At 65.2% G+C, this 11,255-nt stretch carries 11 protein-coding genes, 1 tRNA gene and 1 pseudogene; 8 read left to right on the top strand and 5 right to left on the bottom strand.

All coding sequences use genetic code 11. The annotated features are described in order from the left end of the window. Positions 1-10: 10 nt before the first annotated feature. The 3 genes from AC5P7R_RS02275 to AC5P7R_RS02285 are packed head-to-tail and all read left to right on the top strand — an operon-like array spanning position 11 to position 3,400. Positions 11-934 carry a DUF58 domain-containing protein gene (locus AC5P7R_RS02275; protein WP_031269638.1) on the top strand — a complete coding sequence of 308 codons (924 nt, stop codon included), beginning with the start codon at positions 11-13 and terminating at the stop codon, positions 932-934. Continuing rightward, the gene (locus tag AC5P7R_RS02280; protein WP_021202629.1) at positions 927-2,876 is read left to right on the top strand and encodes a transglutaminase TgpA family protein; all 1,950 of its coding nucleotides are present in this window, start codon (positions 927-929) and stop codon (positions 2,874-2,876) included. The genes AC5P7R_RS02275 and AC5P7R_RS02280 overlap by 8 nt, the downstream gene beginning before the upstream one ends. Continuing rightward, a complete protein-coding gene (locus tag AC5P7R_RS02285) occupies positions 2,873-3,400 on the top strand; it encodes a Slp family lipoprotein (protein ID WP_019659507.1) in 528 nt (175 codons plus the stop codon). The genes AC5P7R_RS02280 and AC5P7R_RS02285 overlap by 4 nt, the downstream gene beginning before the upstream one ends. Positions 3,401-3,476: 76 nt before the next feature. On the opposite strand, the gene AC5P7R_RS02290 is transcribed toward AC5P7R_RS02285, so the two are convergent. The 4 genes from AC5P7R_RS02290 to dnaX form a co-directional block, all read right to left on the bottom strand. Next, positions 3,477-3,836, bottom strand: a complete 360-nt coding sequence (locus AC5P7R_RS02290; protein WP_005408300.1) for a histidine triad nucleotide-binding protein — start codon at positions 3,834-3,836, stop codon at positions 3,477-3,479. 67 nt (positions 3,837-3,903) lie between these two features. Continuing rightward, a complete protein-coding gene (gene recR / locus AC5P7R_RS02295) occupies positions 3,904-4,503 on the bottom strand; it encodes a recombination mediator RecR (RefSeq protein WP_058979448.1) in 600 nt (199 codons plus the stop codon). Positions 4,504-4,614: 111 nt separating this feature from the next. Continuing rightward, positions 4,615-4,935, bottom strand: a complete 321-nt coding sequence (locus tag AC5P7R_RS02300) for a YbaB/EbfC family nucleoid-associated protein (protein WP_019659509.1) — start codon at positions 4,933-4,935, stop codon at positions 4,615-4,617. A 6-nt stretch (positions 4,936-4,941) separates the two neighbouring features. After that, positions 4,942-6,990: a DNA polymerase III subunit gamma/tau gene (gene dnaX / locus AC5P7R_RS02305; RefSeq protein WP_227853055.1), complete on the bottom strand. Its 2,049-nt coding sequence runs from the start codon at positions 6,988-6,990 to the stop codon at positions 4,942-4,944. A 143-nt stretch (positions 6,991-7,133) separates the two neighbouring features. Here dnaX and AC5P7R_RS02310 point away from each other — a divergent pair. The 4 genes and pseudogenes from AC5P7R_RS02310 (at position 7,134) to AC5P7R_RS02325 (ending at position 9,543) form a co-directional block, all read left to right on the top strand. Further along, positions 7,134-7,226: transfer RNA gene (locus tag AC5P7R_RS02310), tRNA-Ser, on the top strand. Positions 7,227-7,310: 84 nt separating this feature from the next. Beyond that, a pseudogene (locus AC5P7R_RS02315) lies at positions 7,311-7,421 on the top strand (DUF6538 domain-containing protein); the annotation flags it as partial. 28 nt (positions 7,422-7,449) lie between these two features. Then, positions 7,450-8,421 (top strand): TIR domain-containing protein, encoded by a 972-nt coding sequence (locus tag AC5P7R_RS02320; protein WP_227854110.1) that lies wholly within the window; start codon positions 7,450-7,452, stop codon positions 8,419-8,421. Between the two features lie 120 nt (positions 8,422-8,541). Then, entirely contained in the window at positions 8,542-9,543 is a 1,002-nt protein-coding gene (locus AC5P7R_RS02325; RefSeq protein WP_227854109.1) for a type II toxin-antitoxin system PemK/MazF family toxin, read from the top strand. Between the two features lie 499 nt (positions 9,544-10,042). Here the strand turns inward: AC5P7R_RS02325 and AC5P7R_RS02330 are convergent, their stop codons facing one another. After that, positions 10,043-10,417 carry a DUF3592 domain-containing protein gene (locus AC5P7R_RS02330; RefSeq protein WP_021204514.1) on the bottom strand — a complete coding sequence of 125 codons (375 nt, stop codon included), beginning with the start codon at positions 10,415-10,417 and terminating at the stop codon, positions 10,043-10,045. Between the two features lie 353 nt (positions 10,418-10,770). Here AC5P7R_RS02330 and AC5P7R_RS02335 point away from each other — a divergent pair, with 353 nt between their 5' ends. Beyond that, a complete protein-coding gene (locus AC5P7R_RS02335) occupies positions 10,771-11,214 on the top strand; it encodes a GNAT family N-acetyltransferase (RefSeq protein WP_031270818.1) in 444 nt (147 codons plus the stop codon). Positions 11,215-11,255: the final 41 nt, after the last annotated feature.

Consider the following 11,255-nt stretch of genomic DNA (forward strand, 5'->3'; position numbering starts at 1 on the left):
CTGGGCACGCATGCAGCTGCTGGCTCGGCCGCGCAGGCCCGAAGCCTTGCCGAAGCGACTGGATCGCCATCGCATCTATGTGCTGCCCACCCGCTTCGGCCTGTTCGTTGCAATCCTGCTGGCAGCCATGCTGCTGGGCGCGCTGAACTACAACAACAATCCCGCCCTGCTGCTGGCCCTGCTGCTGGCGGCAGCGGCAATCGCCAGTGCCATTGCCGCGCATCTCCAGTTGTCCGGCGTACAGATCGACGCGATCTCCGCCGAGCCGGTACCGGCCGGGCAACCCTTGCGCCTGCGCGTGGACCTCTCTCTGCGGGATCCGCGTGCGCGGCACGGCCTTCATCTCCAGCTGGGCGACAGCCAGGCCTGGACCTCGCTGCCTGCACACGGCCGTGGTGAAGTGGAACTGGAGGTTCCCAGCGAACGCCGGGGCTGGCTGGAGCTTCCACGTATCCGCCTGTCCACGACCCAGCCCCTGGGCCTGGTGCGGGCGTGGTCGTGGGTGTGGCCGGAACAGCCGCTGCTGGTCTACCCACTGGCCGAAGCCTTGGCGCCTGCACTGCCGGAGAGCGGCAGCGATCCGCTGCATACCCGTGCCCACGCCAGCGGCGAGGAACTGCATCAGCTGCGCCCCTACCGGGCGGGCGATGCGCCGCGCAGCATTTCCTGGAAGCACTCGGCACGCCGCGACAGCCTGCTGGTGCGCGAGTACGAAAAACCGGTCGGCATCGAAGTAGTCCTCGACTGGCGCGCATTGGCGCCGCTGGGCCAAGAAGCACGCATCGCTCGATTGGCGCGCTGGGTGGATGTAGCCGAGCGCGAGGGCCGCCGCTACACCCTGTTGCTGCCTGCACACCCGCCGTTCGGGCCCGGACTGGGCGCCAGCCACCACCACCTGTGCCTGCGCGCGCTGGCGCTGATGCCGCATGACTGAGACCCCGGAGCTGCTCGACCGCAACGCCCGCAACTGGACCCTGGCCAGCGCGGCGCTGGCTCTGTTGCCGCTGCTGCTGCAGCTGCCGCCACTGCTGGCGGGCGTGATCGCGCTGGCGGCGATTTTCACCGCCGCCCTGTCGCGGCGGACAGTGCTGCCGATGCCGGTGCGCCTGCTGCTGGTGCTGGCCATGCTCGGCGCCATCGTCTGGCAGATGGGCATGGTGCGCCCAGGACGCGACACCGGTTGCGCGCTGCTGGCCGCGATGCTGGCGATCAAGTCCAGCGAGCTGCGCAGCCTGCGTGATGCCCGCAGTCTGCTCGGCTTTGCGCTGTTCTCGCCCTTTGCAGCATTCCTGCTCGACCAGGGGCCGCTGACAACAGCACTGGCCGCGCTGGCCGGGGTCAGCGCACTGCTCGCCCTGCAACGCCTGGCCCAGGATGAAGGCCATGCTGGCCGCCTGCCGTTGCGCGGGCAGCTGCGTGGTGTCGGCCGCCTGCTGGCGATCGGCCTGCCGCTGGCATTGGCCTGCTTCTGGCTGTTCCCGCGCCTTGCCACGCCACTGTGGGGCGTTCCCGAGCGCGCCGTGGGTACACCGGGGCTGTCCGACAGCATGGAACCCGGCCAGTGGCTGGACCTGATGGCCGACGACACCCCGGCGTTGCGCGTGCAGTTCTTCGGTGCCCCACCCGAGCCGGCGCAGCGCTACTGGCGCGGCCCTGTACTGACCGCCTTCGATGGACGGCGCTGGACACGCGAGCCTGCGAGCGCGCGGCGACCTGCTGCGGTGGTTGAAGCCGGTACACAGGGCTGGGATTACCAGATCGACTACGAGCCGACTGACCGCCGCCAGCTTGTGGCGCTGGACCTGCCCAGCGGTGCGCCTGCGGGCAGCATGCTGGATGCGGACATGAGCCTGCGCAGCGAGCGCCCGCTGGCCTCGCTCAGCCGCTGGCGATTGCATTCGGCCCCTCCACGGCAGTTCGACAGCACGCTGTCGCCCCTTCTGCGCCGCGCGACGCTGCAGCTGCCGGCCGGCTTCAACCCGCGCACCGCCACCCTGGCCCAGCAATGGCGACAGGACGCCGGCGGTGATGACGAGGCCATCGTGCGCCGCGCGCTGCAGTGGATCACCACCGATTTCTCGTACACGCTGGATACCCCGGCGGCGGGGCGCGACCCGATCGACGAGTTCCTGTTCGGCTACAAGGCCGGCTTCTGTGAACACTTCAGCTCGGCTTTCGTGGTGCTGATGCGCAACGCGGGTGTACCCGCGCGGGTGGTGACCGGTTTCGCCGGCGGCACCCGCAACCGCATCGGCGACTACTGGGTGGTGCGGCGGATGGATGCCCACGCCTGGGCCGAGGTGTGGCTGCCGCAGCGCGGCTGGGTACGGGTAGACCCGACGGCGGCCGTGGCACCGGAACGCATCCTGGACACGCTGGACGACCGCCTGCAGGCCGGCACGGACACACCACTGCGACAGCGGTGGCTGCAGCTGGGCCAGATGGGGGATTGGCTGCGCCGCGGCTGGAACGATCTGGTGCTGTCCTTCGATGCGCGCCGCCAGCAGCAACTGCTCAAGCCTTTCGGGCTGGACGATCTGGGTCCCGGGCAGCTGGTCGCCGGCTTCGTCGTGGCCGCCCTGCTGGCACTGGCGTGGATGGCCTGGCTGCTGGCCCGCGGCGAGCGCGAACGCGACCCGCTGCTGCGCGCCTGGCATCGCCTCGGGCGACGCTACGCCCGCCTCGGCCTGGCCCGAGAACCGCACGAAACCGCACAGCACTGGGCACAGCGGGTTCACCGGCAGCGACCCGACCCGACCCTGCTCGCGCTCAGCCAGCGTTTCGCCGACGCGCGCTACGCTGGAACTTGCAACGACCTCGCCTCATTATTGCGGGACCTGCGCAGGCATCGCCCGACTTCCGGAGCCTCCCCATGAACACCAAGTTCCTCCTCACCGCTGTGGCCACGCTGGCCCTGTCGGCCTGCGCCACGGCCCCGAAGCCGCTGCAGGGACAGTTCAGCCTGGTCTCTCCTCGCGACTCGGTCGCTACCCAGCAGGTCGGCACGCCGGTCCGTTGGGGCGGTCGCATCATCGAAACCAAGCCTGGCCAGGGCGAGACCTGCTTCCAGATCATCTCGCGCCCGCTCAATGGCAGTGGCCGCCCGAACACCACCTCGTCCGATGCCAGCGACGGCCGCTTCATCGCCTGCCGTGCCGGCTTCTACGACCCGGCGGTGTTCGAGGCCGGTCGTGACGTCACCTTCATCGGCAAGATCGACGGCTACCAGAACACCCGCATCGGCGAGTACGACTATCGCCTGCCGAAGCTGGCGGCCGATGTCATCTACCTGTGGCCGGAACAGCGCCAGGTCGATGTGGTGCCCTACCCCTATGGCCCGTGGGGTCCGGGTCCGTGGGGCCCTTACTGGGGCGGCTATGGCCGCTGGGGCTGGTGGTGATCGCCACCGCACAGGCATGACGGAAAGGCCGCCCTCGGGCGGCCTTTTTCATCCACGCATGGCGTGGACGGGGGCTTCAACGCCCAGGCGCACCGAAATGCCCCAGCGGTGCCCCCGCCAGCAGATGCATATGGATATGGAACACGGTCTGCCCGGCATGCTCACGGCAGTTCATCACGATGCGGTAGCCGTCCTGCGCGAAGCCCTCGCGGCGCGCGTACTCGGCAGCGGCCAGGGCCAGTTTGCCGATCAGGTGCGCCTGCGAGGGCTGCAGGTCATCCAGGGTCGGAATGATCTCGTTCTTCGGGATGAACAGCACATGCACCGGCGCCTGCGGTGCGATGTCCTTGAAGCCCAGCACCTCGTCATCCTCGTAGACGATGGTGGCCGGGATCTCACGACGGATGATCTTGCTGAAAAGGGTTTCGTTGCTCATGGTCGGCCTCGGCGGAGATGTCTCCCGCATTGTAGGCCGCCCACGCCCGGCCACGTCCGGCCGTTGCTCAATCGCGGAATTCGCTGCGCGTACCGAACGCGTGCGACAGCGTGCCACGATCAACGTATTCGAGCTCGCCGCCCAGCGGCAGGCCCTGCGCCAGGCGGCTGGGCTGTACCTTGCGTGCGCGCGCCAGCTGCGCCAGGTAATGCGCGGTGGCCTCGCCCTCGACAGTGGCGCTGGTGGCGATGATCAGCTCCTGCACCTCGCCTTCGGCCAGCCGTCGCTCCAGCTGCTCCAGGCCCAGTTCGCGCGGGCCGACGCCATCGAGCGGCGACAGTCGCCCCTGCAGCACGAAGTAGACACCGCGGAAGCCGGTGGCGTTTTCGATGGCCAGGCGGTCGGCCGGCGATTCGACTACGCACAGCTGGCTGCGCTCGCGGCTGCCGTTGGCACAGGTCGGGCACAGCTCGGTTTCGCTGAAATCGCGGCACTGCGCACAGTGGCCGATGCGCTCCACCGCCAGCGCCAAGGTCTGGGCCAGGCGCTGGCCACCTTCGCGCTCACGCTCTAGCAGGTGGTAGGCCATGCGCTGCGCCGTTTTCTGGCCCACGCCAGGCAGCACCCGCAGCGCGTCGATCAATTGTTCAAGCAGGGGTGCGGACACGGCGGTGTGCTTTGATGGCGTCGAGCAAGCTCGACAGCTACGTGTAGAGTCGAGCCATGCTCGACTGAGGGTTGCAGCGGGCGCCTGCAGCAGCAGGCGCCCCGCCAAGAATCAGAACGGCAGCTTCATGCCCGGCGGCAACTGCATGCCAGCGGTGGCCGAACCCATCTTCGACTTCGACTCGGCATCGATCTTGTTCGAAGCATCGTTGAAGGCGGCGGCGATCAGGTCTTCCAGCATCTCCGGGTCGCTGGTCAGCGACGGGTCGATGCGCACCTTGCGGCATTCCTTGGCGCCGGTCAGGGTCACGCTGACCATGCCGCCACCGGCACTGCCGGTCACTTCGATCCTTGCGATTTCTTCCTGGGCCTTCTGCAGGTTCTCCTGCATCTTCTGGGCCTGCTGCATCAGTTGGGCGATGTTGCCGCGCATAGTCTCTTACTCGTCAAAAGAACGGATGGAATCGGAAACAACCCGGGCACCGTGCTGTTGGATCAGCACCTGCACCTCCGGATCGTCCATGAAAACAGCCTCTGCCACCTGCTGCCGCTCACTACGCTGGCGGTCGGCACGCTGATGCAGGGTCTCGGCCGGAACGTGCTCGATCTCCACGGTCTCGACCACGATCTTCGGGGCCTGGCCAAGGGCTTTCTCCAGCATCTCGCCCAGGGCGGCCAGCGCACGCTCAGAGCGCAGGTACTCAAATCCGGGCGAAAGGCCCAGTTTCAAGGTCCCGTGCTCGCAACTGATGAAGGCAGCGTTGGCCGCCAGCTGCCGCGACGGGCCGCTGAGGCCGCTGTTGGCCACCAGATCCAGCCAGTCCTCGGCCGTGGCCAGGTCGCTGACACCTTCCAGCGGCGCGGTCCCCTGCACTGGCGCGGGCTCGGCCGGCGCGATGGCAATGCCTTCAATGCGGAACGGGCGCTCGGGCGGTGCAGGCTCGCTGGGAGCCACGACGGGAGCCGGCGGCTCATGCCAGGGCGCGACCATGGCGGCGTCTGGCCCCGCCATCTCGGCCGCCAGCGCCTCGTCACGCGCCTCGGTTTCGTCGGTGGCCCACGGCGGCAGGTCGTCGCCCGCTTCCGCTTCAGCAGCCGGTGGAGCGGCCTCGGCCTTCATCGGCGGCGGCTGCACAGGCTCTTCCACCGGAACCGGCTCGGGCTCCGGCGTCGGGTCCGGCTCGGGTTGCGGGGCCGGCTCGGGTTCGGGTTCAGGTTCGCGCGGCGCGGCCTGCACCGGAGCGGCCACCTGCGCCACCACGGCCGGGCTTGCCGAAGCGGCGGCAGTCGCCGGCATCGCTTCGTGGGTACCCGCACCGGTGCCACCACCGGCCGCATTGCCACCCGGCGCATTGCCTGCACCATCCACCGACTTCGGTACCGGCGGGACTGCTACGGCCGGGCGGAATGCCAGCATCCGCAGCACGGCCATTTCGAAACCTGCGCGCGGGCTCGGCGCCAACGGCAGGTCGCGGCGGCCATTCAGGGCCATCTGGTACCAGAGCTGCACCACTTCCGGGCGCAGGCGCTCGGCGAATGCGACGGCGTCCAGGCCTTCGGCAGCGGCCGCACCCGGTACCAGCTGCTGCACCTGGATGCGGTGCAGGCCTTCGGCCAGCGCTTCCAGCACGCCACTCCAGTCCGGTGAGAATTCGGCCAGCGCGGCCACCACCTGCAGCAGGCGCGGGCCATCGCCCTCGGCCAGCGCATCGAGCATCGCCGCCACCTGGGTGCGATCGACCGTGCCCAGCATGGTGCGCACCACGTCCTCGCGCAGCGCGCCGCCGGCATAGGCGATCGCCTGGTCCAGCAGCGACAGGCCGTCGCGCAGGCTGCCGTCAGCGGCCTTGGCCAGCTGTACGATGGCACTGCCGTCTGCCTCGATCTCTTCTGCCGCCAGGATGCGCGTCATCTGGCCCTGGATCTGATCCTCGTCCAGGCGCTTGAGGTTGAACTGCAGGCAGCGGCTGAGCACGGTGACCGGCAGCTTCTGCGGGTCGGTGGTGGCCAGCAGGAACTTCACGTGCTCCGGCGGTTCTTCCAGCGTCTTCAGCAGCGCATTGAACGCCGCCTTGGACAGCATGTGCACTTCGTCGATCAGGTAGACCTTGTACTTGCCGCGCGACGGCATGTACTGCGCGTTCTCGATCACCTCGCGCACGTCATCCACGCCGGTGTTGGACGCGGCATCGATTTCCAGCAGGTCGATGTAGCGGCCGGCGTCGATGTCTAGGCAGGCCGCGCACTGGCCGCACGGGTCGGCGCTGGTGCCCTGCTCGCAGTTCAGCGACTTGGCGAAGATGCGCGCGATGGTGGTCTTGCCCACGCCGCGGGTACCGGTGAACAGGAACGCGTGGTGGACACGGCCGCTGTCCAACGCGTTGCTGAGCGCACGGACCACGTGTTCCTGGCCCACCAGCTCGGCAAAACGCTTCGGACGCCACTTGCGGGCAAGGACGAGGTAGGACATCAGGCCACCGTTTTCCATCGGATGTTCCATTGTGCCATGCCTGTCCAGCCCCCTCGCCAACAATGCGCCCGGATGCGTCCGTGATCTGGGCGCTTGTGTCCGGCCGCGCCGCCCGCTAGAATCTGCGCCCCTGCTGAGGCGTTTGCCGGTGGCAGGGATCCGGAGAGGTGTCCGAGTGGTTGAAGGAGCACGCCTGGAAAGTGTGTAAGCGTCTAAACCGCGCTTCGGGGGTTCGAATCCCCCTCTCTCCGCCAGATCACGCAAACCCCTGACTCGTCAGGGGTTTTTCGTTTCTGGCCCCGACCGGGTGCAGGACACAAATCGGGACACATCTCCCGATGCGCATTCCCCATCATCTGGTTCGTTCCTCTTCAGGGCTCTGGCCGTTTCGTCAGCGGGTTCCTGCTGACCTACAAGAGCTGCTAGAGCGTCGCCTCATCAAACGCACCGGGGCGCCCAGCCAACTTGGGGTTTCCCTTGCCAACCGTCTTCTTCTCCTACTCCCATGCCGACGAGGACCTGCGCGACCAGTTGGAGAAGCAGCTAGCCATGCTCAAGCGTCAGGGGGTGATTGAGACTTGGCACGATCGCCGTATTGGCGCGGGTCAGGAGCTCGGACAGGTCATCGATGACCACATCAACACCGATGACATCATCTTGCTACTGGTGAGCCAGGACTTCATTTCCTCGGACTACTGCTACAACATTGAGATGAAGCGGGCACTGGAGCGTCACGAGGCAGGCGAAGCTATCGTCATCCCAGTGATTCTGAGGGCCTGCGAATGGACCTATGCCCCCTTTGGCAAGCTGATGGCCACTCCTACGGATGGGAAGCCAGTAACCCAATGGCTGGACCGGGATGAGGCCTTCCTCCGAGTTGCGAGGGCGGTCCGGGACGCCGCCGGACGCCTTTCTGGTAGCAAGGCCCCTGCCACCATACGACCTCCTCGCCCACAGGCATCCATCACCGCAGGTGATGCCACCCCATCGAGACCCGGTCCCCGTTCGAGCAAGCTGCGGTTGTCCAAGACCTTCACCCAAAGGGACAAGGACCAATTCAAGGCCGACACGTTTGAATACATCGCGCGCTACTTCGAGAATTCCTTAGCGGAGCTCGAGGCTCGGAACCCAGGCTACCAAGGCACGTTCCGACGCGTGGATGCCAACCGCTTCTTTGCAACGATCTACAAGGACGGCAAAGACGTTGCCCGGGCGACGGTTTACCTGGGCGGCATGCTCGGCGCGATCAACTACGTCCAAGGCGAGACCACCAGCAGCAACTCGTCCAACGAGTCCCTTTCAGTCGACGCTGGCGACCAAATGCTCTTCCTGACCAGCTTGGGCATGTCGTCGTTTGGGCGCGATCGGGAGCAGAAGCTGACCCAAGAGGGGGCGGCGGAGCTCCTGTGGGGCTTGGTCATAGACCCACTTCAACGAAATGACAACTGAGAGAGCCCCCCTCAATTTCAAGAACTTCGGCTTGAAAAAAAAGCTGAGCCGCCGGCTATCATTTCGCTCTGGAACTTCGGTTGGCTTCGGCCAACTTTCAACAATCAAAGGAGCCGCAAAGTGCCGGACATCGTTGTTGCATATCAGGAGTTATCCAAGGACGTTGATGGCAACGATGTTTTGAGCCATCTTGGAAGTGAGACGTTCGACGGGATTTCCGAGGCGCTCCTTCCACGCCATGATGGGGGGCACTCCGTTTTTTTCGTTAAGAAATTCTCTGGGCTCCCTACCTATCGTTGGTTTGTAGAACGAGTCGAGTTAACTGCCGCCTCAGCAAACGGCTGCAGCTATCAAGTAACGCTTTCGAAAGTTTTCGATCCCCCGCCAGAGTATTTGTCACAAACCCTAAAGAAGAGCGGAAAGGCGATCAATCGAATCATTCACCAAGGAAGCTTGGTTGAAGTTGATTATGGCTTCATACAGGCGATCGGCCGTAGTGATGGGAACGTGACATCTAACAAGCGATATAGCGACACTCGACAGAGTGGCGAAATGCACAAACGCCGTCTTGCAATAGTTGTTAACGTGAGAAGATCCTCCATTCAAGTCGTTCCGGTCACATCTGACGAACCTTCGAACACTGACAAGACCTACTTTGAATTGGAATCATCCACTCTGAGTAAATTGAAGTTTTATGGAAGCTCGGGGAAGCGCAGCTGGGCAATATGCGGCATGATCGAAACTGTATCTTCACGCAGAGTTTTACCGCCGCTCTCTTACTACCAGAAACTTAGCCAAACTCAGGTCGGACGAGACACTCAATACGGGATATCCCTATCCAAGAACGAAGAGAGAATGCTTCGCGAATCGCTCCTTCACTCCATTGGAGTTACGGACTATCAACAGGTCAAGCAAAATCTGTCTGATGTGCGAGTTGAGCTGAAAAGTGCGGAGTCAGCTATAGCTGGTTTACTTGCGTCACAATCACACACCGCGACCCTCGAAGAAGAAGTTGAAGACCTTAGACTTTGCAAGGAGATCGCGGAGATGTGGGCAACGCAGATAGGCACGAATCTGAACGAGGAAGTAAAGCTACTTAGAGAGCTTCACGCCGCTTCTTGACTTCGCCGATGAACCCTCGTAGATTTGATCTCACGCGGCGGGGACCTCTGGAGCAGCAACAGAGCCTCGCGACGGCCCAAGAGGGCCTTGCTGCAACATAAAAAGCTTACAAAAGAACCGCTTAACGGCGGTTTTTTTGTGTCCAAAGATAGGCACTTGGCCTCTGCGCGCTCCGGCCTCACGACTTTGGACCGAGGGCGCTGTAGGCGTGGGAGCGGCTGGACGCCTGGAAAACTATCACTGTGCCACTCAGAATCGCTACAATGACAGGACACAAAACAGGACACATTCTTGGTTTGCGTCCTGTAGGAGAATCAAGGACTTAGGGTCGGGTTGACTCGATCCCCCTCTCTCCGCCAGATAAATGAAGAAGCCGCCCAGTGGGCGGCTTTTTTGTTTGGCTGGCGGGAATCGTCGCAGGTACTACCGGACTGAACAGGGCCTGCCGCCGTGGCCGGTCCAACGGCCCGCCCGCCGACGGCGCGCGATCGGCCGCGAGTCATCTGCGCCGGAGCAGTCCCCGCACGCAGGCGCCGACGAACGCCAGCCCCAGCAGCACCCACACGACCGTCATTCCCCACAACGCACCGAACGTATCCAGGACCGGCTCCAGCCGCAGTCGCGCCGGGTCGTACAGCACGCGTACCGGCTGCCCAGGCTCATAGCCGAAAATCATGCCGCCCTGCGGGTACGAGATGCGTTGGCCGGTCGCGGTGGTGAACGCGACCTGCGGATGCGATCCGCCGGCGTTCAGGCGCTCGACCTGGCCATCAACGGCCTGCGCGACCTCCAGGAACTCAAGACGATGCGTCACCTCGAGGGCGGCCACGGCAAGGCTCAACAGGCCCACCGCGCCAAACAGCAGACCACGCATGAGCTGGGCAGTCCGGGAAAGAGAAGGGTCGGGCGTCACTGGGCAGCTCCGTTGCAGGCAGGAAGACGAATGGGGCCGGCGGATCCTGCCGCGCGGTCAGTCCCATGTGTCGAAAGCATAGCCCGGAAGCCGCCGCGCCCCGCTGCGCGCCATCGCGGCCGCATGCGCCTCGCCATTGCCCGCGAACGACGCACCCGCCTGGTACAGGCGCCTGCGTCCCGAGCACGGTCATTCGAGTGGGGAAAAGTCACCTGGAAAAGGATCGGCATCGCTCCATGTACCCTGGAACGCTTCGCCCCCTCCCAACGTCTGGACGGTTGAAAATGCAGCCGGGCAACTCCATGGCATTTCCCATGAACCTCCGCCTCTACCGCCCCGCCGACGCCAGCGCCTGCCTGTCGATGTTCGACAGCAACGTGCCCACCTATTTCGCGCCCGAAGAGCGCAGCGACTTTGAACGCTTCCTGCGCGAGCAGGCCATGGACTGTGCATTCCAGGTGATCGAGCGCGATGGCAGCATCGTGGCCTGTGGCGGCCTGTCGCGACGCGGCGACGGCAGTGCCGGCTTCTGCTGGGGCATGGTGCAGCGCGCGCTGCACCGGCAGGGACTGGGCCGCGAACTGGCGCTGGCACGCCTGCGCCAGGCCGAAGCGGATCCGTCGATCAAGCGCATCACGCTCAGTACCAGCCAGCACACCCAGGGCTTCTATGCCGGGCTGGGCTTCCAGGTGACGCGGATCGTGTCCAATGGCCACGGCGCCGGGATCGACGCCGTGGAGATGGAGCGGGGGGTCTAGCCCTCCGCCCCGCCCCGGATCCACGCAAGCCTGGATCCAAC

It is taken from the genome of Stenotrophomonas sp. YJH_SMC_27, assembly GCF_059369815.1.

Bases quoted from the DNA above. Each gene is read 5' to 3' on its own strand.
- AC5P7R_RS02285 (WP_019659507.1), top strand. From the start codon at position 2,873: ATGAACACCAAGTTCCTCCTCACCGCTGTGGCCACGCTGGCCCTGTCG.
- AC5P7R_RS02275 (WP_031269638.1), top strand. From the start codon at position 11: ATGCAGCTGCTGGCTCGGCCGCGCAGGCCCGAAGCCTTGCCGAAGCGA.
- AC5P7R_RS02300 (WP_019659509.1), bottom strand. From the start codon at position 4,935: ATGCGCGGCAACATCGCCCAACTGATGCAGCAGGCCCAGAAGATGCAG.
- AC5P7R_RS02335 (WP_031270818.1), top strand. From the start codon at position 10,771: ATGAACCTCCGCCTCTACCGCCCCGCCGACGCCAGCGCCTGCCTGTCG.
- AC5P7R_RS02330 (WP_021204514.1), bottom strand. From the start codon at position 10,417: ATGCGTGGTCTGCTGTTTGGCGCGGTGGGCCTGTTGAGCCTTGCCGTG.
- AC5P7R_RS02280 (WP_021202629.1), top strand. From the start codon at position 927: ATGACTGAGACCCCGGAGCTGCTCGACCGCAACGCCCGCAACTGGACC.
- dnaX (WP_227853055.1), bottom strand. From the start codon at position 6,990: ATGGAAAACGGTGGCCTGATGTCCTACCTCGTCCTTGCCCGCAAGTGG.
- AC5P7R_RS02290 (WP_005408300.1), bottom strand. From the start codon at position 3,836: ATGAGCAACGAAACCCTTTTCAGCAAGATCATCCGTCGTGAGATCCCG.